Source organism: Pseudoxanthomonas daejeonensis (genome assembly GCF_022637495.1).
Lineage (GTDB): Bacteria > Pseudomonadota > Gammaproteobacteria > Xanthomonadales > Xanthomonadaceae > Pseudoxanthomonas > Pseudoxanthomonas daejeonensis.
In genome coordinates this window covers 2,728,594-2,752,768 of sequence record NZ_CP093331.1, presented here as the reverse complement: position 1 = coordinate 2,752,768, position 24,175 = coordinate 2,728,594, and the positions used below count along the sequence as shown (strand labels likewise).

The 24,175-nt window shown below is 68.5% G+C and carries 22 protein-coding genes; 20 read left to right on the top strand and 2 right to left on the bottom strand.

Annotated features, from left to right (window positions below; genetic code table 11):
* The 3 genes from MNQ95_RS12355 (at position 1) to MNQ95_RS12345 (ending at position 6,860) form a co-directional block, all read left to right on the top strand.
* Positions 1 to 2,088, top strand: a complete 2,088-nt coding sequence (locus MNQ95_RS12355; protein ID WP_162408565.1) for a glycoside hydrolase family 97 protein — start codon at positions 1 to 3, stop codon at positions 2,086 to 2,088.
* A gap of 275 nt (positions 2,089 to 2,363) precedes the next feature.
* Positions 2,364 to 5,117 carry a TonB-dependent receptor gene (locus MNQ95_RS12350; RefSeq protein ID WP_241953059.1) on the top strand — a complete coding sequence of 918 codons (2,754 nt, stop codon included), beginning with the start codon at positions 2,364 to 2,366 and terminating at the stop codon, positions 5,115 to 5,117.
* 129 nt (positions 5,118 to 5,246) lie between these two features.
* Complete coding sequence (locus tag MNQ95_RS12345; protein ID WP_241953058.1) at positions 5,247 to 6,860, top strand: alpha-glucosidase family protein; 1,614 nt, start codon at positions 5,247 to 5,249, stop codon at positions 6,858 to 6,860.
* 21 nt (positions 6,861 to 6,881) lie between these two features.
* Here the strand turns inward: MNQ95_RS12345 and MNQ95_RS12340 are convergent, their stop codons facing one another.
* A complete protein-coding gene (locus MNQ95_RS12340) occupies positions 6,882 to 7,754 on the bottom strand; it encodes an SDR family oxidoreductase (protein WP_241953057.1) in 873 nt (290 codons plus the stop codon).
* 180 nt (positions 7,755 to 7,934) lie between these two features.
* Here MNQ95_RS12340 and MNQ95_RS12335 point away from each other — a divergent pair, with 180 nt between their 5' ends.
* The 7 genes from MNQ95_RS12335 to MNQ95_RS12305 all read left to right on the top strand — a co-directional run bounded on the left by MNQ95_RS12335 (position 7,935) and on the right by MNQ95_RS12305 (position 12,832).
* Positions 7,935 to 9,068, top strand: a complete 1,134-nt coding sequence (locus MNQ95_RS12335) for a DUF3182 family protein (protein WP_241953056.1) — start codon at positions 7,935 to 7,937, stop codon at positions 9,066 to 9,068.
* The gene (locus tag MNQ95_RS12330) at positions 9,052 to 9,861 is read left to right on the top strand and encodes an alpha/beta hydrolase family protein (RefSeq protein ID WP_162408561.1); all 810 of its coding nucleotides are present in this window, start codon (positions 9,052 to 9,054) and stop codon (positions 9,859 to 9,861) included. The genes MNQ95_RS12335 and MNQ95_RS12330 overlap by 17 nt, the downstream gene beginning before the upstream one ends.
* A gap of 170 nt (positions 9,862 to 10,031) precedes the next feature.
* Complete coding sequence (locus tag MNQ95_RS12325) at positions 10,032 to 10,436, top strand: HU family DNA-binding protein (RefSeq protein WP_241953055.1); 405 nt, start codon at positions 10,032 to 10,034, stop codon at positions 10,434 to 10,436.
* A gap of 135 nt (positions 10,437 to 10,571) precedes the next feature.
* Positions 10,572 to 11,147 (top strand): M23 family metallopeptidase, encoded by a 576-nt coding sequence (locus MNQ95_RS12320; RefSeq protein WP_241953054.1) that lies wholly within the window; start codon positions 10,572 to 10,574, stop codon positions 11,145 to 11,147.
* A 102-nt stretch (positions 11,148 to 11,249) separates the two neighbouring features.
* Positions 11,250 to 11,552, top strand: coding sequence for a DUF3861 family protein (locus MNQ95_RS12315; RefSeq protein WP_162408558.1), 303 nt, complete (start codon positions 11,250 to 11,252; stop codon positions 11,550 to 11,552).
* A gap of 76 nt (positions 11,553 to 11,628) precedes the next feature.
* On the top strand, positions 11,629 to 12,174 hold the full coding sequence (locus MNQ95_RS12310) for a hypothetical protein (protein ID WP_241953053.1): 546 nt from the start codon (positions 11,629 to 11,631) through the stop codon (positions 12,172 to 12,174).
* A 61-nt stretch (positions 12,175 to 12,235) separates the two neighbouring features.
* Positions 12,236 to 12,832: a DUF1439 domain-containing protein gene (locus MNQ95_RS12305; RefSeq protein ID WP_241953052.1), complete on the top strand. Its 597-nt coding sequence runs from the start codon at positions 12,236 to 12,238 to the stop codon at positions 12,830 to 12,832.
* A gap of 18 nt (positions 12,833 to 12,850) precedes the next feature.
* On the opposite strand, the gene MNQ95_RS12300 is transcribed toward MNQ95_RS12305, so the two are convergent.
* Positions 12,851 to 13,318 (bottom strand): SET domain-containing protein, encoded by a 468-nt coding sequence (locus MNQ95_RS12300; protein ID WP_162408556.1) that lies wholly within the window; start codon positions 13,316 to 13,318, stop codon positions 12,851 to 12,853.
* Between the two features lie 199 nt (positions 13,319 to 13,517).
* Here MNQ95_RS12300 and MNQ95_RS12295 point away from each other — a divergent pair, with 199 nt between their 5' ends.
* The 10 genes from MNQ95_RS12295 to MNQ95_RS12250 all read left to right on the top strand — a co-directional run bounded on the left by MNQ95_RS12295 (position 13,518) and on the right by MNQ95_RS12250 (position 24,131).
* A complete protein-coding gene (locus tag MNQ95_RS12295; RefSeq protein ID WP_241953051.1) occupies positions 13,518 to 14,096 on the top strand; it encodes a hypothetical protein in 579 nt (192 codons plus the stop codon).
* Positions 14,097 to 14,183: 87 nt separating this feature from the next.
* Entirely contained in the window at positions 14,184 to 14,642 is a 459-nt protein-coding gene (locus MNQ95_RS12290; protein WP_162410599.1) for an SUF system Fe-S cluster assembly regulator, read from the top strand.
* 16 nt (positions 14,643 to 14,658) lie between these two features.
* Entirely contained in the window at positions 14,659 to 16,134 is a 1,476-nt protein-coding gene (sufB, locus tag MNQ95_RS12285; RefSeq protein ID WP_241953050.1) for a Fe-S cluster assembly protein SufB, read from the top strand.
* A gap of 140 nt (positions 16,135 to 16,274) precedes the next feature.
* A complete protein-coding gene (gene sufC, locus MNQ95_RS12280; RefSeq protein ID WP_241953049.1) occupies positions 16,275 to 17,039 on the top strand; it encodes a Fe-S cluster assembly ATPase SufC in 765 nt (254 codons plus the stop codon).
* A complete protein-coding gene (gene sufD / locus MNQ95_RS12275; protein ID WP_241953048.1) occupies positions 17,039 to 18,358 on the top strand; it encodes a Fe-S cluster assembly protein SufD in 1,320 nt (439 codons plus the stop codon). Before sufC ends, sufD begins: the two co-directional genes overlap by 1 nt.
* Complete coding sequence (locus MNQ95_RS12270; RefSeq protein ID WP_241953047.1) at positions 18,355 to 19,626, top strand: cysteine desulfurase; 1,272 nt, start codon at positions 18,355 to 18,357, stop codon at positions 19,624 to 19,626. Before sufD ends, MNQ95_RS12270 begins: the two co-directional genes overlap by 4 nt.
* A gap of 209 nt (positions 19,627 to 19,835) precedes the next feature.
* Positions 19,836 to 20,378 (top strand): GNAT family N-acetyltransferase, encoded by a 543-nt coding sequence (locus MNQ95_RS12265; protein ID WP_162410604.1) that lies wholly within the window; start codon positions 19,836 to 19,838, stop codon positions 20,376 to 20,378.
* Positions 20,375 to 20,707 carry a non-heme iron oxygenase ferredoxin subunit gene (locus MNQ95_RS12260; RefSeq protein ID WP_162410605.1) on the top strand — a complete coding sequence of 111 codons (333 nt, stop codon included), beginning with the start codon at positions 20,375 to 20,377 and terminating at the stop codon, positions 20,705 to 20,707. The genes MNQ95_RS12265 and MNQ95_RS12260 overlap by 4 nt, the downstream gene beginning before the upstream one ends.
* 590 nt (positions 20,708 to 21,297) lie before the next feature.
* A complete protein-coding gene (locus MNQ95_RS12255; RefSeq protein WP_241953046.1) occupies positions 21,298 to 21,729 on the top strand; it encodes a hypothetical protein in 432 nt (143 codons plus the stop codon).
* Between the two features lie 164 nt (positions 21,730 to 21,893).
* Positions 21,894 to 24,131, top strand: coding sequence for a TonB-dependent receptor (locus MNQ95_RS12250; RefSeq protein ID WP_241953045.1), 2,238 nt, complete (start codon positions 21,894 to 21,896; stop codon positions 24,129 to 24,131).
* Positions 24,132 to 24,175 lie beyond the last annotated feature (44 nt).

Here is a 24,175-nt window from a genome sequence, read left to right as displayed (position 1 = left end):
ATGAATCGCCAACACCCTGCCCCACCCCGTCGCTGGCGCACGCTGCTGCCCGCTATCGCGCTGCTGGTCTGTGCCCACGCCACCGCCAAGGACCTTGCCCGGGTGGCGTCGCCCGACGGCGCGCTGGTGGTGATCCTGGAATCGCAGCACGAGGACCGCCTGGCCTACCGCGTCGAGCGCAACGGCACGGCGGTGATCGCGCCTTCGCGGCTGGGCTTCCTGCTCGGCGACGGACGCCTGGAGCGCAACCTGCTATTGACCGGCCAGTCCAGCCGCAGCTTCGACGAGACCTGGGAACAGCCCTGGGGCGAGCGGCGCCTGACCCGCAACCATTACAACGAATTGCGCGCGGGTTTCGCCGAGAAGGCGTCCGGCGGGCGCAAGGAAGGCCGGCGCCTTGACGTCGTGTTCCGCGTCTACGACGACGGCATCGGCTTCCGTTACGAGTTCCCCAAGCAGGCCGGCGCAACCGGCGAGGTCCGCATCCGCCAGGAACTGACCGAGTTCGCCGTCGCCCGGCCGGCAACGGCCTGGTGGATCCCGGCCTTCGAGTGGAACCGCGAGGAATACCTGTATTCGCGCACGCCGCTGTCGCAGGTCGGCATCGCGCAGACGCCACTCACCCTGCGCACCGACGATGGGCTGCACCTGTCGATCCATGAAGCGGCCCTGGTCGATTACGCCGGCATGAACCTGGCCCAGGGCGATGGCGGCGTGCTGCGCGCCGCGCTCACGCCCGGTGGCGGCGATCGCGGCACGGCGGCGGTACGCACCGCTCCGTTCGCCACGCCCTGGCGCACGATCCAGATCGGCGCGCGCGCCGGCGACCTGGCCGAATCCAGCCTCATCCTCAACCTCAACGAGCCCAACCGCCTGGGCGACGTCAGCTGGTTCACCCCGGCCAAGTACGTCGGGGTGTGGTGGTCGCTGCACCTGGAAACCGAAACCTGGGCGACCGGGCCGAAGCACGGCGCGACCACGGCGAATACCCGGCGCTATATCGACTTCGCTGCCGCCAATGGTTTCCGCGGGGTACTGGTGGAAGGATGGAATCCGGGGTGGGATGGCGACTGGTTCGCCAACGGCTGGGGCTTCGACTTCACCCGCCCCACCCCGGACTTCGACCTCGAAGGGCTTTCGAAGTACGCCGCCGGCAAGGGCGTGCACCTGATCGGCCACCACGAGACCGCCTGCGCGGTCAGCCACTACGAGCGACAGCTGCCCGATGCACTGGCGCTGTACGCACGCAATGGCGTCGACGTGGTCAAGACCGGCTATGTCTGCGACGCCGGCGACATCCAGCGCCAGGACCGCGAGGGTGGTCCGGTCTTGCGCGAATGGCATGAAGGCCAATGGATGAGCAACCACCACCTGCGCGTGGTCGAGGCGGCGGCGCAGCGCCACATCGCGATCAACGCGCACGAACCGATCAAGGACACCGGCCTGCGCCGCACGTACCCGAACTGGGTATCGCGCGAGGGCGCGCGCGGCATGGAGTTCAACGCCTGGGGCAATCCACCCAATCCGCCGGAGCACGAAGCCACGCTGGCCTTCACCCGCATGCTGGCCGGACCGATGGACTACACGCCCGGCATCGTCAGCCTGAAAGGTCGTGGCGGCCAGCAGATCCCGAGCACGCTGGCCAAGCAGCTGGCGCTGTATGTCGTGCTCTACAGCCCGATCCAGATGGCCGCCGACCTGCCCGAACGCTATGCCGAGCATCCGGACGCGTTCCAGTTCATCCGCGACGTAGCCGTGGACTGGGAGGAAAGCCGCGTGCTGAACGGCGAGGTCGGCGAATACGTGACCTTCGCGCGGAAGGCACGCGGCGGCGAGGAATGGTTCCTCGGCAGCACGGGCGGCGAGGAGGCGCATGACCTCCAGGTCAAGCTGTCGTTCCTCGACCCGGGCCGCCGCTACCGTGCGGAGATCTACCGCGATGGCGAGCGCGCCCATTGGAGAACCGCGCCGTTCGAGTTCGTGCGCGAAACCCGCGAAGTCGGCAGCCAGGACACCCTGCCCCTGCACCTGGCCGCCGGCGGCGGACAGGCGATCCGCTTCGTGCCACTCGATCGATCCCCGCGCTGAGTCCGACGCGGGCATCCATCCCTCACCGGCACGCGATGCCGCAGAGCAACATGCACACCCGCTGGACGCGGGGCGTGCTTCCGTGCGTGTCCGATTGCTTCGCTGCACGCGCGAAAGCGCAATGAATACGTATGCAGCCATCTTCCCGGCGAACAGCGCGCCACTACCATAGCCACGCACCGTAACGCCGCCATCGGCGCGCCATAGCGACAACAAACAACGGCACGGCCGCACACCACAACCCGAGAAGTACCGACATTACCTGGGAGGGGAAAATGTTGAACCTGCAGCGCAACCTGCTGAGCGTAGCGCTCGCGTCGGCGATCACGCTGGCCGCCACCGGCGTCCACGCACAGACCGCCACCGGCGACGAAACCAACACGCAGCCGGAGGCCACCGAACTCGACACGGTCGTGGTCACCGGCATCCGCGCCGGCATCGAGGGCGCGATCTCGAAGAAGCGCGACTCCAGCTCCATCGTCGAAGCGATCTCGGCCGAAGACATCGGCAAGCTGCCCGACGTGAGCATCGCCGAATCCATCGCCCGCCTGCCCGGCCTGGCCGCGCAGCGCGTCGCCGGCCGCGCGCAGGTGATCAGCGTCCGCGGTCTCTCGCCGGACTTCTCGACCACGCTGCTCAACGGCCGCGAAATGGTCAGCACCGGCGACAACCGCAGCGTCGAGTTCGACCAGTACCCGTCCGAACTGGTCAACGGCGTCACCGTTTACAAGACGCCCGACGCCAGCCTGGTCGGCCAGGGCCTGTCGGGCACGATCGACATGCAGACCATCCGGCCGCTGGCCTACGACGGATCGGCGGTCATGATCGGCGGACGCTACAGCCGCAACTCGCTCGACGGCGCAGCCAACGCCGACGCCGACGGCCAGCGCCTCAATGCGACCTGGATCGGCAAGTTCGCCGACGACACCTTCGGCATCGCCATCGGCTACTCGCACATCAACGGGGCGATCCAGGAGAACCAGGTCGGCTGGTACGAGCCCTGGCAGCAGGTGGGCGACGGCTGGCGTCCGGGCGTGGACGCCGGCACCTACTACTCCGACGGCGTCAAGGCACTGCGCCGCACCGGCTACGCCGACCGCGACGGCCTGATGGCCACCCTGCAGTTCCGCCCGTCCAATGCCTGGACCAGCACCTTGGACCTGTTCTATACCAAGGCCGAGCAGGAGGACACCGCCAACCAGTTCGAGGTCAATCTCAGCGGCTGGAATGGCGGCTTCAACCCCGGCCTGTTGCTGACGGACGTGACCACCAACGGCAACGGCACCTTCACCGGCGGCACGGCGAACAACGTCTATCCGCTGGTGCGCGGCATGTACAACAAGCGCGAGGATGAGATCAACGCCTTCGGCTGGCTCAACGAGTTCAACGTCGGCCAGGTCGAAATCGTCGCCGACGTCGGCTACTCCAAGGCCACTCGCGACGAGCTCAACCTCGAGAACAACCTGCAGCTCTATCCAATGCCGCAGCTCGACTCGGTCGACCTGGTCGTTTCCCAGTCCGGCTTCTCGCAGCTCGCCCCGGGCCTGGATTACTCCGATCCGTCGGCGCTGTACCTCAACAACACCATCTACGGTTCCGGCTACGGCAAGGTGCCCAGCGTCGAGGACGAGCTGAAGACCTTCAGGCTGGTCGGCACCATCCCGGCCGGCGGCTGGTTCTCCGGCGTGGACGTCGGCCTGAACTATGCCGACCGCAAGAAGGACAAGACCCAGCCGGAGGGCAACATCAACCTCGGCGCCCAGGGCCCGGTACCGGTCGGCGCCGACCTGCAGTACAGCCCCGTCAACCTGGGCTTCGCCGGGATCGGCTACATCCCCGCCTGGAACGTCCCGGCCGCGGTCGAACGCTACATGAGCTTCCAGCCGGTGGATGACCTGAATTACCTGATTCCCAAGGCATGGACGGTCAACGAGGAAATCACCAGCGGCTTCGCCCGCGCCGACATCGACACCGAGTGGGGTGGCGTGCCGGTGACCGGCAACATCGGCGTGCAGGTCCAGCATGTCGACCAGTCGTCCTCGTCCAACTACTGGGACGGCTCGCAGCCGGTCGGCAGCCAGGTGATTCCGATCGAGAAGGGAAAGACCTATACCGACGTGCTGCCGAGCATGAACCTGGCGTTCTCCTTCGAGCACGAGCAGATGCTGCGCGTGGCCCTGGCCCGCCAGGTGGCGCGCCCGCGCGTCGACCAGTTGCGCTCGTCGATGGAGTTCGGCGTGGACGTCGCCAACCTCAGGCCGGGTGCCAGCGGCGGCAACCCGGAACTGGATCCGTGGCGTGCCAACGCGTTCGACATTTCCTACGAGAAGTACTTCGGCACCAAGGCCTACGTGGCCGCGGCCTACTTCTACAAGGACCTGCGCAGCTACATCTACACCCAGACCCGCGACGACTACGACTTCACCGACCAGGTCGCCGCCTGGATGGAGGCCAACGCCAATACGCTGCCGCCGGGCGCCGTCGTGCAGAACACGGGCAACTTCACCGCGCCGTTCAACGGCAAGGGCGGCGCGCTGCAGGGCCTGGAGCTGACCGCCTCGCTCCCGTTCGAACTGTTCAGCGATGCGCTGACCGGCTTCGGCATGGTCGCCAGCGCCAGCTTCTTCGACAGCGACATCGAGATCCTCGATCCGGAAAGCGCGTCGAGCGTGGGCAGCGATCCGATCGCCCTGCCGGGCCTGTCGGACCGGGTCTACAACTGGACGCTGTACTACGAGCGCAACGGTTTCGAAGCCCGCGTCAACCAGCGCCGCCGTTCGGACTTCATCGGCGAGATCGGCAACTTCAACGGCAACCGTTCGCTGCGCTACGTGGTCGGCGAGAACATCACCGACGCCCAGCTCAGCTACAGCTTCAACAGCGGCAGCCTGGCCGGGATGACCTTGCTCCTGCAGGGCAGCAACCTGACCAACGAGGCCTACCAGACCTACGCCGGCAGCAAGGACCGTCCCCTCGAGTTCATCGAATGGGGCCGCACCATCACCTTCGGCGTGAACTACCGCTTCTGACGTCACCTCCCACCCCGCCACGCCCGTGGCGGGGCTTCCGCCGCGCCACCCGCGGGTGGCGCGGCGGCACTTTCCGCATGTCGGGCCGCCCGGAGCGCGGTCTGCTGGCCAGACCGGAATGGAACCCCTATGAGTCACTCCCCCTGGTGGCGCGGCGCCGTCATCTACCAGATCTATCCGCGCAGCTTCCTGGACACCGACGGCGACGGCGTGGGCGACCTGCCCGGCATCGTCGAGCGGCTCGACTACGTGGCCTCGCTGGGCGTGGACGCGATCTGGATCTCGCCGTTCTTCAAATCGCCGATGGCCGACTTCGGCTACGACATCGCCGACCAGCGCGCAGTGGATCCGCTGTTCGGCACGCTGGAAGACTTCGACCGGCTGCTGGCCAAGGCGCACGCGCTGGGCCTGAAAGTGATGATCGACCAGGTGTTCAGCCACACCTCCGACCAGCACGAATGGTTCCGCGAGAGCCGGCAGAGCCGCGAAAATCCCAAGGCCGACTGGTACGTGTGGGCCGACGCAAGCGAAGACGGCACCCCGCCCAACAACTGGATGTCGCTGTTCGGCGGCGTGGCATGGCGCTGGGAGCCGCGCCGCTGCCAGTACTACCTGCACAACTTCCTGTCCTCGCAGCCGGACCTCAACTTCCACAACCCCGACGTGCAGCAGGCCACCCTGGACTACGTGCAGTTCTGGCTGGACCGGGGCGTGGACGGCTTCCGCCTGGATTCGATTAACTTCTGCTTCCACGACGCCCAGCTGCGCGACAACCCGGCCAAGCCGGTGGAGATGCGGGTGGGCCGCGGCTTCAGCGCCGACAATCCGTACGCCTTCCAGTACCACTGGCACAACAACACCCAGCCGGAGAACATCCCGTTCCTGGAACGCGTGCGTGCCCTGCTCGACCGCTATCCGGGCGCGGTAACCCTGGGCGAGATCTCCTCCGAGGACTCGCTGGCCACCACCGCCGAATACACCTCCGGCAACCGCCTGCACATGGGTTACAGCTTCGAGCTGCTGGTCGACGATTTCAGCGCCGGCTACATCCGCGACACGGTCTCGCGCCTCGAAGCGGCGATGACCGAGGGCTGGCCGTGCTGGGCCGTGTCCAACCACGACGTGCGCCGCGCGGTGACCCGCTGGGGCGGTGCCAACCCGTCCCCGCAACTGGCGCGCCTGCTGGTCGCGCTGGTCTGCTCGCTGCGCGGCTCGGTCTGCATCTACCAGGGCGAGGAACTGGGGCTGCCCGAAGCCGACGTGCCGTTCGAGGCGCTGCAGGATCCCTATGGCATCACCTTCTGGCCGAACTTCAAGGGCCGCGACGGCTGCCGCACGCCGATGCCGTGGACCGGCGATGCCGATGCCGGCTTCAGCCGTGGCACGCCCTGGCTGCCGGTGTCCGACGCACACCGCGCGTTGTCGGTGGCCGCGCAGGATGCCGACCCGGACTCGGTGCTCAATGCGTTCCGCGCGTTCATGGCGTGGCGCAAAGAACAGCCGGCGCTGGTGCGCGGCGACATCGCCTTCCTGGATACCGCCGAGCCGGTCCTGGCCTTCGTCCGCGACGGCGAGGGGCAGACCCTGCTCGCCGCCTTCAACCTGTCCGCGGCCCCGGCCGAGTTCGCGCTGCCGACCGGTGACTGGCAGGCCGTGCACGGACACGGCCTGCCTGCCGTCGCGGTGGTCGACGGCCGCGTGCGCCTGCCCGCCTTCGGGGTCCTGTTCGCGCAGACGGTGTGACCCGCCACGCCGTCGCATCCGTCAGGCGGCGATATGGCTGCCGCCATTGACGTGGATGATCTGGCCGGTGACGAAGCTCGCGTCCTCGCTGGCCAGGTAGACGTAGGCGGGCGCGACCTCGGCCGGCTGTCCCGGCCGCTTCATCAGCGTGTCCGAGCCGAATTCGGCCACCTGCCTGGGCTTGAACGAAGCGGGGATCAGCGGGGTCCAGATCGGACCCGGTGCCACTGCGTTGACCCGGATCCCGCGATCGGCCAGCGACTGGGCCAGCGAGAAGGTCATCGCGTGGATGCCGCCCTTGGTCGAGGCGTAGTCCAGCAGGGTGGCGTGGCCACGCGCGCCGGTGACCGAACCGGTGTTGATGATGCAGCTGCCACGGCGCAGGTGCGGCAATGCCGCGTCGACCAGCCAGAAGAACGAGAACAGGTTGTTCTCGAAGGTCGCCCGGACCCGCGCCGGAGTGAGGTCCTCCGCCTCTTCAACCGGGTACTGCTGGGCGTGGTTGTTGACCAGCACGTCGAGCGATCCGAAATGCCTTGCCACGCGCTCGACAAGCCGGCGGCACTTGGCCGGCGTGCGCAGGTCCACGCGCACCGCCAGGCACTCGCCGCCTGCGGCTTCCACCCGCCGGATGGTTTCGGCGGCATCGTCGGCTTCGCGCGGTGACAGGTACGCAATCGCCACCTTCGCGCCCTCCAGGGCGAAGTGGACCGCCACGGCCTGGCCGATCCCGCTGTCGCCACCCGTCACCAGCGCGACCTTTCCGGACAGGCGCCCGCTGCCACGGTAGCCATCGCGCACGACCACGGGTGCCGGGCGCATGGCGCGTTGCACACCAGGCTGGCGTGCCTGCTTCTGCGGCGGATTGATCCGCTTTTTCGCCTTGCCGGGCATGCTGTCCCTCCGATGGCTGCGACGGATACGCACAATCTAGGCGCAGCAACGTCGCGACTCCGTGTGCGCGGCGCGACGATGCGCTGAATGTCATGCGGGCGACGACGCGACGACTGCCGCCTTCGCGGACGGTTCACCCATGAACGGGCAGCGTGGGGCCAGGTTCCCAGGAAGGTCCGCATGGCATCGAAATCTCCCGCCGCGGCGCCGCGTACCGTGTTCACCCTGCGCGCCGACGCCCAGCCACGCTGCACGCACGAGCGCGCCAGCCAGGCGTGGGTGGCGCAGCGGCTGGCGACGCTGTTTGGCTGGGAGTTCGGTGGCGAGTATGAGTCCGGGCAAGCAGTGTCGGCCCGACCGTACTTCGTCCCCGACGAGACGCTCGATGCGGCACAGGCCGCGGCGCTGGGAATCATCGGTGAGGGCGACCTGTTCGGCGGCGTGGTGCCGCATGCCTTCGTCGCCAGCAAGGTCATCACCCACCCTTTGCCGACCGCGACTTCACCGGCGCCGCCCGGCTGGCAGCCACGCCTTTCGGCCGGCCTGGCCGGCGCCGTGCTTTCCGGCTTCAGCGTGTTCGATGCGGACGCGATCGAAGCCGCCGGACAGCTCCTGCTTGCGTCGGGCGGGACGGTCCGGCTCAAGGAGGCGCAGGCACGTGGCGGCAACGGCCAGCATCTGTTCACCGACGCCGCCGCGTTGCGCGACGTCGTCGCCACGCTCGACCGCGACACGGTGCGACGGCACGGTGTCGTGCTTGAGCAGAACCTGGAGCACGCCACCACCTGCAGCGTCGGCGAGATCCGCGTCGCTGGCCGGCGGCTGGCCTACCTGGGCACGCAACGCCAGATCGATGACGGGAACGGCAACGAAGTCTATGGCGGCTCGCACCTGCGGGTGCTGCAGGGTGGACTCGACGCGCTGGAAGCGATCGCCGCTGACCCGGCCGAACGCGCGGCGTTGCGCCAGGCGATGCGCTACGACGCGGCGGTGTCGGCGGCGTATCCGGGCTTCTTCGCCTCGCGCCGCAACTACGACGTGGTGGCCGGGCACGATGCGCAGGGCCGCTGGCGCTGCGGCGTCCTCGAACAGTCGTGGCGGATGGGCGGCGCCTCGCCGGCGGAGATCCTGGCCTTGGCCGCCTTCCTGCAACCGGGGGCGCCTGCGGTGCTGGACGTCTCCTGCCACGAGTCGCACGATCCGGACCAGCCCGTTCCGCAGGACGCCCAGGTGAGTTATCACGATCCGGCGGCCGCATCCGGACCGGCGCTCAAGTACGCACGGGTGGAAGGAGGCGATGGAAGTCCGGCTTGATACCGTCGAGATAGGCACCGGGCAGGAACAGGTGTCCGGCACCCTGCTCTCGCCCGCGCCGCTGCTGCCGGGCGTGCTGTTCGTGCATGGCTGGGGCGGCAGCCAGGAACATGACCTGGGTCGCGCACGCCAGGCCGCGGGCATCGGCTGCGTCTGCCTGACCTTCGACCTGCGCGGACACGAACGCACGGCGGCGCAATGGGAAACGGTGAGCCGTCCGCAGAACCTCGACGACCTGCTCGCCGCCTACGACTGGTTCGTCGCCCGTCCCGACGTGGACCCGGCCGCGATCGCGGTGGTCGGCATCAGCTATGGCGGTTACCTGTCGAGCCTGCTGACCGCGCTGAGGCCGGTGCGCTGGCTGGCACTGCGATCGCCCGCCCTCTACAAGGACGAGGGCTGGGACCTGCCCAAGCGCAGGCTGCACGAGGATCCGGACCTGCATGCGTTCCGCCGCCGTCCGCTGCCCTGGCAGGACAACCGCGCCTTGGCCGCATGCCATGGCTTCGGCGGCGACGTCCTGCTGGTGGAAGCCGAGCACGACGAAATCGTGCCGCACCCGGTCATCGAGAACTACGCCGCCGCGCTGGCCACGGCTGCATCGCTCACCCGGCGGCGGATCGCCGATGCCGACCACGCCTTCTCCGGCAAGCCGCAACAGAAGGCCTATACCGACGTCCTGGTGGGCTGGTTGACCGAGATGGTGCGCGATGCACGCGAGCGGGAAGCGGGCGAAAAGGTGGCCGAGCGCAAGCGCATCCGCAGGGCCGAGGACATCGCCGCCAGCCGCTGAAGGCAGGCCCACCTGCCCCCCGGCGCCCGCCCGCGCGCCGCCCCGGATCGCGTTTGCCGCGATTTTTCATGCATTTCCCCTTGGCGCCGAGCCGCGCATGGCCTACATTCGCCTTGCCGACGCAGTCGGTACCCGAAAAATCCACCCAATTCGAACGGAACAGGAAAGTTATGGCGAAGACCACCAAGAAGCCGGCCGCCAAGAAGGCCGCGCCGAAAGCGGCGAAGGCCGCTCCGAAGAAGGCGGCTCCGGCTGCTGCCAAGCCGCTGAAGGAAGTGCTGGGCAAGTCCGCCCTGGTCAAGCATCTGGCCGAGGCCAGCGGCGTGGCCGCCAAGGACGTCAAGGCCGTGCTGTCTGCGGTCGAAGACGCCGTCTCCGGCGCGATCAGCAAGAAGGGCGTTGGCAGCTTCACCCTGCCGGGCCTGTTCAAGATCACCTCGGTCAAGGTTCCGGCCAAGGCCAAGCGCAAGGGCATCAACCCGTTCACCAAGGAAGAGCAGTGGTTCGCTGCCAAGCCGGCTTCGGTCAAGGTGAAGGTGCGTCCGCTGAAGAAGCTCAAGGACGCCGCGGCCTGATTGGCGCGAGATCCAAGGTTTCCAGAAGGGGCGGCAGCGATGCCGCCCTTTCTTTTTGCGGGGTCGCGCAGGACGTGCGTGCAAGCCGGGCTGCGGGTCACGCCATGCTCGCGGCGTGACCGCGAAACTCGGTCTGTGGCCACGCCTGCGAAACCACTCCCTCGCTCCATCGCCGCCCGGCTGGCGCGCCTGCTCCTGGCTGCGGTCCTCGCCGGCATCCTGTTCGCGCTTGCGGCCTGGGCCTGGCGACAGCCGTTCCTGGAACGTCCACGCGCGCTGTGGGAACTGTCGCGGATGCCGCCGCCGTCGTCGCTGCCGGTCCCCGTGCAGGGTGTCGCACCCGGCCAGATCGCCGCCACCTTCGGTGCGCCGCGCGGAGCCGACCGCGAGCACGCCGGCATCGACATCTTCGCCGCGCGCGGCACCCCGGTCAGCAGCACCACGCGCGGCGTGGTCCTGTCGATCCGCGAGCGCGGACTCGGCGGACGCCAGGTCTGGGTGCTGGGTCCGGCCGGCGAACGGCACTATTACGCGCACCTGGACGACTGGTCTCCAGCGCTGGCCGAAGGCGACGTGATCCTGCCGGGCACCCGGATCGGCACGGTGGGCAACACCGGCAATGCGCGGACGACGCCCCCGCACCTGCACTACGGCATCTATGGCGACGAGGGTGCGCTCGACCCGCTGCCGCGGATGCGTGCCGCGCGCTGAACCACATCCGGCCCCGGTGGAACGGTCCATCGTGGCCATCCCCCTCGTTCCGGTGCGGCACCGGGCCTACCTTGTCCATGTCATACGAACAAGGTTCAAGCCATGCCTCCCTCCCCGCACCGCTACCGGATCACGGTCACTCCGGTCGAACGTGACGGCCTGCCCTGCCGCGGGCGTTGCAGCATCGAATTCGACCAGGCATGCGGCGATGACTGGATGCGCCTGGTCGAAGGCACGCAGCGCCTGCCCGGCTTCAGCGGCGACGAACGCACCGCCCTGGTGGTTGGACTGCGCCTGCTGGACGGGCTTGCCCGCCGCCCGCCAGGGACGTCCGAGGATCCGCTCGCCGAACTTCGCGCGCCGCTGGGCGCGCTGCTGCAGCGGGTGGGCGTGCCTCCCGCCTGACCCACGCGACGTCGCGCGGCGGCGCACGACGTCGGCCGCGCGCTATCCTGCCGCCAGCCCACACCGGCACGTCCCCATGCCCAACCGGTCATCCCTGCGCCTGCTGCTGCCCGCGCTACTCGTCCTGCCGCTGGCCTACTGGTCCTGCCAGAGGCACCCCGCGGCCGAAACGCCGGCGGTGATCGCGCCCGATGCCGCCCCTTCCTATGCGGGCGCAGCGACTCCGGCCGATGCAGGTGCGCCGGGCGCTGCGGCAGCCGATCGCGCTACGGCGACCGCGGCCGAGCAGGCGGCATCGGCGTTGCATGCCTACCTGGGCGCATTGCCCGGCGCCGACCGCAGCCGCGCCGATGCCTACTGGACCGGCGGCAACCCCGGCACGCCCGCAGGCGATGCGCTGCTGCGCGGCATTCCGGACCTGCGCAGCATGCGCATCCTCAACGATGCGCCCGTGGCCCTCGATCGCCAATCGCCACCGCGCGCCTTCGAGATCCCGGTGCGCCTGCGCCTGGAGACCGGCACCGGCCAGGCACGCCTGCAGGGCTGGTATCGCCTGCGCACGCGCATCGAAGGCCAGGGCTGGGAAATCACCTCGGCCTCGCTGCAACCTGCGCTGGACTGATCGCTAACCTGCAATTCACCCGCGGCCGGGAAGATGGCGGCATTCCACTAGGATTGCGCCCATGCGTCCGCACCCCGGCCTGCCAGCCATCGTCCTGTTCCTCGTCCTCCTGGTCGTTGCAATCGCAGCGCACGCAGCGCCGCGCGTGCAGGGTCGGCAGGTCTCGATCGCCGCCGCCGATGCCCAGCAGTTCCTTGAAGGGCAGTTCCCGCACAGCCAGGACATGCTCGGCGGCCTGTTCGAGGTCACCGTCAGCCGGCCACGGCTGGCGCTTCCGCCAGGCACGCGGATGCAGCTGGGCATGGACCTGGCGCTCGCCACGGCCGGCGGCGCGCCCGTACCGATGGGTCAGCTCGAGTTGACCAGCGCGTTGCGCTACGACACCGCGCAGGCGGCCTTCTTCCTCGACCAGCCGCGGATCGACGCGTTCCATCCCCCGAGCGGCAGCGGCAGCCTGGACGATGGCAGCCGTGAGCTGCTCAATGCATGGCTGGCCGACTACGCGCGCAAGGAGCCGGTCTACCGGATCGATCCGACGATGGCCGCGCTGCTGGGCGGCTTGGCGGTGCAGTCGGCCGGCGTGCAGGACGGCCGGCTGGTGGTCACGTTCAACCGCGACATCGGCGGCATGGCCGGCGCCCTGCCTTCCGAGCCATGACGATGCGCACCGGCGCACTCAGCTCTTGGGCTGCAGCATTGTCCCGGTGCACTTGGGCGAGCCGCACAGGCAGGCCCAGATCTTCTTCAGCCGCGGCGTATGCCGCTCGGCCAGGGTGATGCCGTAGTTGTAGGACAGCTCCTCGCCCGGGGCGATGTCGCGGATCGCCTCGATGAACACCCGGTCCTTGCGGTTGTCGCCGCCGTCCGCTTCCTCGATCACCGCTTCGCAGTTCGGATCGCAGCTGTGGTTGATCCAGCGCGCGTCGTTGCCGCTGCGGGTGGCGTCGATGACCCAGTCGTCGTTGAGGGTGAACAGGAAGGTGTGGCCGCTGTCGACGTCGCCACCGCTGTCGTTGTCGACGTCGTCGTGGCTGCGCCGCTGCCCCTTGTATTCGATGACGCGCTCGCCCTTGGCAAGTGGCGCCACGGCGAACACGCCATTGCCGTGGATGGGCGATTTCCTGGCGACGATCTTGCGGGGCATGCGGCATTCCGGTTGGAGGTGGGGACTGGCGATTCTCGCCGATGGCGGCGTGCAGCCCAAGTCGTTTTTCACCCGTGACGCGGAAACGGGCCCGTGCCCGAAGTCACCGTGACTGTCGTAGGGGAGCATCGGGCGGCTGGCCTCGCCGGCGTGCGACCGGCGTTATCCAGCCAGTCACACATCCCAATGCGAGCCTTCCATGCAAGCCAGTTCCATTCGCCAGGCCTTCGTCGCCTTCCTGTTCCCGACCCTGTTCCTGTTGGGCGCCTGCCAGCCCGCGGTCACCGCCACCGCACCGCCCGATGCCGATGCCGATGCCGCGGCCACCGCCAGCGCTGCCGTCGACCTGGTCGCCCGCGGCGAATATCTGGTCCGCGTCGCCGGCTGCAACGACTGCCACACGCCGGGCTATGCGGCAAACCAGGGCCAGGTACCCAAGGAACTGTGGCTGACCGGCTCGGCGCCGCTGGGCTACAGCGGCCCCTGGGGCACCACCTACGCGACCAACCTGCGCCTGCGCATGCAGGAACTGAGCGAGGAACAGTGGCTGGAGTACAGCGCCCACCTGCGCGCGCGGCCGATCATGCCGGACTTCGCCCTGCGTGACATGACCGAGGAGGACCGCCGTGCCCTGTACCGCTTCATCCGCGGCATGGGCCCTGCCGGCGAACGCGCGCCTGACGCGCTGCCGCCCGGACAGACGCCGCCTCCGCCGGTGCTGGCCCTGATCCTCCCGCCCGCCCCCCAGGGCTCCGCACCGGGTGGCAACGCCCCCTGAAGCTCCGCCGGCCGGGCCTTCCGGCCGGGTTGGCCGGGCCGGGGCAAAAGCGTACAATTTCGGTACGCTTTCGACGCCCCGCCCGCCATGCTCCGTGTCACCAAACTGACCGACTACGCCACCGTCGTCCTGACCGTGCTCGCCGCGCGGCCCGGACAGGTGCTGAGCGCGGCCGAACTGGCCGAGCATTCGGGGCTGGAACAGCCCACCGTCAGCAAGCTGCTGAAGCCGCTGGCCCAGGCCGGACTGGTCGCCAGCCAGCGCGGCGTGCATGGCGGCTACCGCCTGAGCCGCGACGCCTCGCAGATCTCGCTGATCGAGATCGTCGAGGCGATGGAAGGCCCGCTGGCGATGACCGAGTGCAGTCAGCATGAGAGCCACTGCGGCATCGCCCACCAGTGCGGCGTGCGCGCCAACTGGCGCCTGATCAACGACGTGGTCGCCGACGCCCTGCGCGGGGTGACCCTCGCGCAGATGCTGCGCCCGCCCTCTCCCTCCCCCGAGACGACGCGACGGCGCGAGATCGCCGTGCGTGTCGCCAGCTGAACCCGTAGGCAGCCCCATGGCCACCGAAATTTCCGACACCGCCGTCGAAACCCCACCCCAGAACGCCGAGATCCTCGAGCGGCTGGGCCGTCGCTACGATGCCGGCTTCGTCACCGAGATCGAATCCGATTCGCTGCCGCCGGGCCTGGATGAGGACACCATCCGCGCCCTGTCGGCCAAGAAGGAAGAGCCGGAGTGGATGACCCAGTGGCGCCTGGACGCCTATCGCCGCTGGCTGACGATGCCGGTGCCGCACTGGGCCAAGCTGAAGATCGCGCCGATCGACTTCCAGGCCATCAGCTACTACTCCGCGCCCAAGGGTCCGAAGTACGCCTCGCTGGACGAAGTGCCGCAGGAACTGCTCGACACCTACGACAAGCTCGGCGTACCGCTGCACGAGCGCGCCAAGCTGGCTGGCGTGGCAGTGGACGCGGTGTTCGACTCGGTCTCCGTCGGCACGACGTTCCGGAAGGAGCTGGCCGAGAAGGGCATCATCTTCTGTTCGATGTCCGAGGCGATCCGCGAGCATCCCGAGCTGGTCAAGCAATACCTGGGCAGCGTGGTCCCCCATGGCGACAACTACTTCGCCGCGCTCAACTCGGCCGTGTTCTCCGACGGCAGCTTCGTGTTCATCCCCAGGGGCGTGCGCAGCCCGATGGAACTGAGCACCTACTTCCGGATCAACGCCGGCCACACCGGCCAGTTCGAGCGCACCTTGATCATCGCCGAGGAAGGCAGCTACGTCTCCTACCTGGAAGGCTGCACCGCGCCGATGCGCGACGAGAACCAGCTGCATGCGGCGGTGGTGGAGCTGGTCGTGCTCGACGACGGCGAGATCAAGTACTCCACAGTGCAGAACTGGTACCCGGGCGACGAGGAAGGTCGCGGCGGCATCTACAACTTCGTCACCAAGCGCGCCGAATGCCGTGGCGCGCGCAGCAAGGTCACCTGGACCCAGGTCGAGACCGGCTCGGCGATCACCTGGAAGTACCCGAGCTGCGTGCTGCTGGGCGACGACTCTTCCGGCGAGTTCCATTCGGTGGCGCTGACCCACCATCGCCAGCAGGCCGATACCGGCACCAAGATGATCCACATCGGCAAGCGCACCAAGTCCAAGATCGTGTCCAAGGGCATCAGCGCCGGACGCGGCCAGAACACCTACCGCGGTCTGGTCAAGGTCGACCGCAATGCGGATGGCGCGCGCAACTACACCCAGTGCGACAGCCTGCTGATCGGCAAGCGTTGCGGCGCGCACACGTTCCCCTACATCGAGGTGAAGAACCCCGGTGCCACGGTCGAGCACGAAGCCACCACCTCCAAGATCAGCGACGACCAGCTGTTCTACTGCCGTGCGCGCGGCATCGGCCCGGAGGACGCGGTTTCGCTGATCGTCGACGGCTTCTGCAAGCAGGTCTTCCGTGAACTGCCGATGGAGTTCGCGGTCGAGGCCAAGAAGCTGCTGGAAGTCTCGCTGGAAGGCAGCGTCGGCTGATCAGGCGCCGCTTGCGGGGCACGGCCCCGCGCACCCGTGATCGCCCCACGCGATCAGGCCGGGTACGCCTCCTGGACAGCCGCGACGATTGAAATCCCTCCGCCCCGGCGGGGAATAGCTCAAACAGAAATGGATCCCCCATGCTGAAGATCGAAAACCTCCACGCCAGCGTCGCCGGCAAGGAAATCCTCAAGGGCCTCTCGCTGGAAGTGAAGGCGGGACAGGTACACGCCCTCATGGGTCCCAACGGCGCAGGCAAGTCCACGCTGGGCAACGTGCTGGCTGGCCGCGACGGTTACGAAGTCACCGCCGGTTCCATCGAGTTCGACGGCCGGCCCCTGCTGGAACTGGAACCGGAGGAGCGCGCCGCCGCAGGTATGTTCCTGGCCTTCCAGTATCCGGTCGAGATCCCGGGCGTGAACAACACCTACTTCCTGCGCGCGGCGCTCAACGCCCAGCGCAAGGCGCGCGGCGAGACGGAGCTGGATTCGATGCAGTTCCTCAAACTGGTCCGCGAGAAGCTGGCCGTGCTGCACCTGAAGGACGAGCTGCTGCACCGCGGCGTCAACGAGGGTTTTTCCGGCGGCGAGAAGAAGCGCAACGAGATCTTCCAGCTGGCCGTGCTCGAACCGAAGCTGGCGATCCTGGACGAGACCGATTCGGGCCTGGACATCGACGCGCTCAAGAACGTCGCCGACGGCGTCAACGCCCTGCGTTCGCCCGATCGCGCGTTCCTGGTCATCACCCACTACCAGCGCCTGCTCGACTACATCCGGCCCGACGTGGTCCACGTGCTGGCCGACGGACGCATCGTGGAAAGCGGCGGACCCGAACTGGCACTGGAGCTGGAACAGCACGGGTACGCCTGGCTCAAGGACCGCGTGCCGCCCGAGAAGGTGTCCTGATGGGCGCACTGCTCGACTCGTTCCGCGACGCATTCGGCGTGCTGCGCGATGTCGATGCGCAGCAGCTCGGCGCCGGCCGGCGCGAAGCGCTGGATGCCCTGCTCGCCGACGGCCTGCCCGGCCCGCGCGAGGAAGCCTGGAAATACACGACGCTGCGTACGCTCGAACGACGCACCTTCGCCGCCGCCGACGCCGTTGCCCCCGGGTTCGACGCCGCGCTCCTGGCCGGCATTCCGGCGCCGCGTCTGGTGTTCGTCAATGGCCGCCATGATCCAGTGAGCAGCGACGTGGCGGGCCTGCCTGCGGGCGTGACACTGCAGCCGCTTTCGGAAGTCATGGCCAGCGGCGAACCGCGCGACGTCAATTTCATCCTGCGCCGCTACGACCAGCGTGCCGAAGTGTTCGCCCGCGCCAATGCCGCGCTGGCCGACGAGGGCGTGGTCCTGCGCGTGGATGCGGGCGTGCGGGTCGGCACACCGGTGCACCTGGTGTTCATCGGCGTGCCTCAGGACGGCGACCGCGCCTGGCACCTGCGCCACTTCATCGACGTGCGCAACGAGGGCGCCCTGGACCTGGTCGAGCACCAGTTATCCAGTGGCGAGCATGCGCACCTTTCCAATGACGTGTTGCACCTGCACCTGGGCCAGCGCAGCGAGGTCCGGCACGCGCGCATCCAGTCCGACGCGGCACGCGCCACGCGCTTCGCACGCACCGACGCCGTGCTCGCGCGCGAGGCGCGATACCAGCGCGTCGACCTCGAACTGGGCGCTGCACTCAGTCGCCACGAACTCAACGTGCGCCTGGAAGGCGACGGCGCCCGGCTGGTCGCCAACGGGGTTCTGCTCGGCGACGGCCGTCGCCATGTCGACACCCGCCTGGGGATCGAACACATCGCCCGCGACACCGCGTGCGAACTGCTCTGGCGCGGCATCGCCGATGGCCGCAGCCGCGTGGTCTTCCACGGCGGGATCGCCATCCACGCCGGCGCCGATGGCTCCGACGCGGCGCTGTCCAACAAGAACCTGCTGCTGTCGGCCGACGCGGAGATCGACACCCAGCCGGTGCTGGTGATCGATGCCGACGAGGTCAAGGCGGCGCACGGCGCCACCGTGGGCCAGCTCGACGCGAACGCCCTGTTCTACCTGCGCTCGCGCGGCCTGTCGCAGGCCCAGGCGCAGCGCCTGCTGACCGTGGCCTTCTGCCGGGAACCGCTGCTGGCCCTGGACAGCGATGACCTGCGCCAGTTCCTGCTGGCACGGCTGGACGCGGCGCTGGCCGCGTCCCTGGACCCGTCGGCACCCGCGGAAACCACCGCATGAGCATCGTGCCCGCCGCCGTCCACGACGCCGCACTGGCCAACCACGGACGCATCGTGGACTGGGATCGGGTGCGCGCCGATTTCCCGTTGCTCATGCGCGAAGTCCATGGCAGACCGCTGGTCTATCTCGACAATGCCAACACCGGGCAGAAACCGCTGCCGGTGATCGCCTCGCAGGACGAGTTCTATCGCCGCCAGAACGCCAACGTCAGCCGTGCGGTGCACGCGCTGGGCACCGAGGCGACCGAAGCCTACGAGGCCGCACGCGGGAAACTCGCCCGCTTCCTCAACGTGCGCGCCGACGAACTGGTGCTGTGCAGCGGCACGACGTTCGCGATCAACCTGGTGGCCTATTCCTGGGCGCTGCCGCAGCTCAAGGCCGGCGACACGATCCTGGTTTCGCGGATGGAGCACCACGCCAACATCGTGCCCTGGCAGCTGGTCGCCCAGCGCACTGGCGCGACGATCCGGGTCGCCGAGATCCTGCCCGATGGCAGCCTCGACCTCGACGCGCTGTACAAGGCGATGACGCCGGACGTGAAGTTGCTGGCCGTCACCCACGTCTCCAACGTGCTGGGAACCGTCAATCCGGTGCGCGAAATCTGTCGCGAGGCACGCCGCCGCGGCATCATCACGGTGGTGGACGGCTCCCAGGCCGCGCCGCACCTGAAGCTGGACGTGGCCTCGATCGGCTGCGACTTCTACGCCATCACCGGCCACAAGATGTGCGGCCCGACCGGAACCGGGGTGCTGTGGGCGCGGCGCGAACTGCTGCAGGCCATGCCGCCGTTCCTGGGCGGTGGCGAGATGATCCGGGAAGTCAGCTTCCACGGCACCGTGTTCAACGATCCGCCGCACCGGTTCGAGGCCGGCACGCCGAACATCGCCGGTTTCATCGGCCTGGGCGCGGCCGTGGATTACCTCGAAGGGATCGGTATGGCGCAGGTCGCCGCGCGCGAGGCCGAACTGCTCGCCCATGCCACCGAGGCGCTGCAGTCCATCCCGGGCCTGCGCATCTTCGGCACTACGCCGGGCAAGGCGGCGGTGATCTCGTTCCTGGTCGAGGGCGCCCACGCCCACGACCTGGCGACCCTGCTCGACCTGGAAGGCGTCGCCGTGCGTTCGGGCCAGCACTGCGCGCACCCGCTGCTGCAGTACTTCGGCGTGGCGGCGACGTTGCGCGCCTCGCTGGCGTTCTACAACACCCACGACGAGATCGAGCGCTTCGCCGCCGCGCTGGAAAAGACCCGCCGGCTGCTGGTCGCGTAAGCGGGGCCATACCCCACCGCTGCACGGCAGCCGTAGCGCTCGCGTAGAGCGGTGCCTGCCCGCATTCCGGATCCTCGCGTATAGCGGAGCTTGCCCCACCGCCACCTGGCAGCTCCTGCGGCATCGGCCGGCAAGCACCGGGTAGAGGGTATGCCCCGCTGAGACGAAGGCAGGGCGCCGCGGGCATTGCCCCGCTCTACAATGGCGTTATGGACTCCCTTCATTTCCGCGCGGCCACGCAGGCCGACATACCCGCCCTGGTCGATCTGGTCACCTCCGCCTATCGCGGCGACAGCAGTCGCAGCGGCTGGACCACGGAGGCGGACATGCTCGACGGCCAGCGCATCGACCCGGTGGTGCTCGCAGCCGACATCGTCCGTCCGCGCAGCGTGGTCCTGCTCGCCGAACGTGCCGGGCAACTGCTCGCCTGCGCGCACGTGGCCGACGAGGACGGCGCCGGTTACTTCGGCATGTTCTCCGTGCGTCCCGACCTGCAGGGGAGCGGGGTCGGCAAGGCGGTGCTGGCGGAGGCCGAGCGCATCGCCCGCGAAGACTGGCAGCTGCCGGCCATGCGCATGTCCGTGATCGATATCCGCGATGAGCTGATCGCCTTCTACCAGCGCCGCGGTTACGTGCGCACAGGCATCCACAAGCCCTTCCCCTACGGCGACGAACGTTACGGCATCCCGCTGCGCGACGACCTTCGCTTCGAGGTGCTGCACAAGGACCTGGGCGGCGGAGACGGCACATGAGCGACACCTGGACCTTCGTCTGCGCCACCGGCGAACTGCTGCCCGGCGAGATGAAGCCGGTCTTCGACGAGGTCACCGGCACGCCGATCCTCGTATTCAACCTCGACGGCGACCTCTACGCGCTGGAAGACCGCTGCAGCCACGAGGACTTCGAACTGTCCTCCGGCGCCATCGACCCTGCCGAGGGCAGCGTCGAGTGCGTGCTGCACGGCGCGCGCTTCGACATCCGCGACGGCCGCGCCCTGTGCGCACCTGCCTACTCGGCGGTCCCCAAGTTCCCGGTGAAGACCGAACACGGCGGCGTCTGGACTCGCGACGACCGCGGCTGAGCTGGCGCCGGCCACGGCTCCAATCCGCGTAGCCGTCCCACGCCAGCCATTGATCGGGCTTCCTGCCCGAGCCCCAACATCCTGGACTGCCTGGCGGGGGTTTGCTGCTCCGACCGCCGGGCTTCGAACTCGGAGCGCCGAGCTCCGGACTCTATCACCCGAGCTTTGAACTCGGAGCGCAGAGCTCCCGACTCCATCACCCGAGCCCTAAACTCGGAGCGCCGAGCTCCGGACTCCACTCGCCGCATTCCAGAATCGATTGCAGGGCCATCGCATCCCGAGCGCCCTACCCTGCACACCATCAAGTGAATCCGCTGCTCCCGCACAGGCGACAGCGCAACCGGTGCTGGCATACGACGCCTGGGCCGCCGTGAGCCAGGTGCCGGGGCCACTCGACCGACCGCTTCGATCCCGGCAGCGCCACCCTCCCGAACCATTGGCCGCCGCCGGCCCTGGGGCCGGGTTTTCAACGGCCGCTATCAAAGAGAATAATTCTCATTTAAGATGGCGACCCGCCCCGCCGGCCACCGCCATCCCCGATGCGCGCCACTGCGACCTCCTTCGCACCCGCACCGACGCTCCGGCGCCGGATGCGTTCGGGTGGAGCCGGCGGACGCCACGCCGCATCTTTCGGGATCGGCTGGCTGTTGCTCGCGCTGGCCTGCCTGGCAATCGCACTCCCGGGCAAGGCCGAGCCCAGCCGGATCAGCGGCATCACCTCCCATTCCTCCGTGCAGGAACCTGCCGTCGAACGCGCATCGCCGGCGACTGCATCGACCAGCGACACTGCGACCGCGGCACCGGCCACCGACGAAGGTGAGCCCGAAGCCTTGCCGGCACTATCCGAGCCCTCGGCTGAAAAAGAGCCCTCCGGCGACAAGTACCGTCGCGCGCACGGAACCGGCTTTCCAGCGTTGTCGGGCCTGAGCCGGGTCGATCCTACCGCCATCGTCGCCCGTGACCGCAGTACTGCGGCCGAAGGCCGCCTGCCCCCCGCGCACGCATCTCCCGCGACCGGCTGATCCAAGCCAGGCATCGCCGCGGCCACGCCGCAGACCCGCCCAGCCATCGCGAACGATCCCGCTCCACGGCCAGACCGACGCCGTGGCCGGCGCGGGCATACGCCCTTTCCCACCTCCGCAGCCATCGCCAGCCGGATCCCATCCCTCCTAGCGACCACCACCCAATGACTCCTTCCTTCTCGCCACTCTCTTCCGCCGTGCTCCTGGCCCTGGCCACCCCTGCGATCGCGCAGGCGAGCGACGCCCTCCCCACCGACAAGAGCGTCACCGAACTGGACAGCCTGGAAGTCCAGGGCGACCGCATCGAAAAGGCGTCTTCGCCCAAGTACACCGCGCCGCTGCTGGACACGCCACAGACGATCACCGTGGTCACCCGCGAGGTGATGGACCAGCAGGGCCTGATCGGCCTGCGCGACATCCTCAGCACTTTGCCGGGCATCACCTTCGGCGCCGGCGAAGGCGGCGGCGGCTACGGCGACAGCGTCAACCTGCGCGGCTTCAGCGCCAGCAGCGACATCACCGTCGACGGGGTGCGCGACAGCGCACAGTACACGCGCAGCGACAACTTCAATCTCGAGTCCATAGAGTTGATCAACGGCGCCAACTCGGCCTACTCCGGCGCCGGCTCGGTGGGCGGCACGATCAACCTGGTCAACAAGGTGGCGCGCCAGGGCGACCAGACCACGGTGACCCTGGGCGCGGGCACCGACAGCTTCGGTCGCGCCACCGTGGACAGCAACTTCGACCTGGGCGACGGCCAGGCCCTGCGCGTGAACGCGATGGCCCACCGCAACGACGTGCCCGACCGGGACGTGGAGGAGTACAAGCGCTGGGGCTTCGCGCCCTCGTTGGCGATCGGCCTTGGCACCGACACCCGCCTCTCGGTGAGCTACCTGCACCAGCAGGACGACAACATCCCCGAGTACGGCATCCCGTATTTCGCCGCGTATGGCGGCCTGTTGCCCGGCGTGAGCCGCGAGAGCTACTTCGGTTACCGCAACATGGACACGCAGGAAGTCGAGGTCGACGTGCTGACCGGCATCTTTGAACACGACTTCAATGACGCGACCTCGATCCGCAACCTGGCGCGCGTGCAGCGCGTGGACCAGTACACCGTGGTCAACCCGACCCAGGGCACCTGGTGCCTGGAGAGCGGCGTCAACCCGGCGACTGGTGCGGCCTGCGCCAGCCTGGGGACCTTCCTGCCCAGCGGTCCGCGCGGCACCACGCGCGATACCCGCAACGGACTGGCCTACAACCAGACCGACCTGACTTCGCGCTTCGCTACCGGCAGCGTCGGCCACTCGCTGGTCGCCGGCGTTTCGTTCCTGCACGAAACCTACGACCTGGACAACGGCAACATCCAGCGTTACCCCAACGGCACCACGCCGGTGTATGCGCTGATGAGCCTGGCCGACCCGGACAATACCTATACCGGTCCAGTCAACTACATCCGCGCCGGCCGCACCTCCGGCACGCTCGACAACCAGGCCGCGTACCTGTTCGACACGCTGGAATTCAACCCGCAGTGGCAGCTGGGCCTGGGCGCGCGCTACGAGCGCAACGAAGGCGATTCGCGCGTGCGTGCGTTCAATGCCGCCGGCAGCGTCACCAGCGATGCCACCTTCGACAATTCCGAAAACCTGTTCTCCTACCGCGCCGGACTGGTCTACAAGCCTGCGGAAAACGGCAGCGTCTACCTGTCCTATTCGGACTCCAGGACGCCGTCCAAGGCCTCGGTCAATGGCTCATGCACGTTGCAGACCTGCGGCGTGGATCCGGAAAGGGCGGTGAACATCGAACTGGGCACCAAGTGGAACGTGCTGGGCGAGAAGCTCGCGCTGACCGCCGCGGCGTTCCGCAACGAGCGACAGAACTACAAGGTCGCCGACCCGGGCAATCCGGACAATCCAAGCGGCATGCAGCAGCTGGATGGCCAGGCCCGCGTGGATGGCGTGATCCTCGGCGCGGCCGGCCGGATCACCCGTGCGTGGTCGGTGTTCGCCAACTATGCGTTCCTGGACAGCGAAGTGCTGCAGAGCGTTTCGGACTTCGTAAAGGAGTCCACCGGCATCGATGCGCAGGCCGGCAACCCGCTGGCCAACGTTCCGGAACACTCCGGCAGCGTGTGGACCACCTATGCACTGGCCGACTGGACGGTGGGTTACGGCGTGAACTACCAGGGCAGTTTCTACCTGGCCAGCACCGACAACGCGCCGCAGGCCAGGAGCTACACGATGCACCGGGCCATGGTCGGCTACCAGTTCAACGACGGCTTCGCCCTGCAGCTCAACGTCGACAACCTGTTCGACAAGCAGTACTTCACTCGCATCCGCAACAACGGCTGGGCCACGCCGGGCGCGGCGCGCTCGGTGGTGCTGACTGCGACCGTCCGCTTCTGAGGCGACACGACCCCGTCCCGTTCCCACGGGACGGGGCTTCCCGC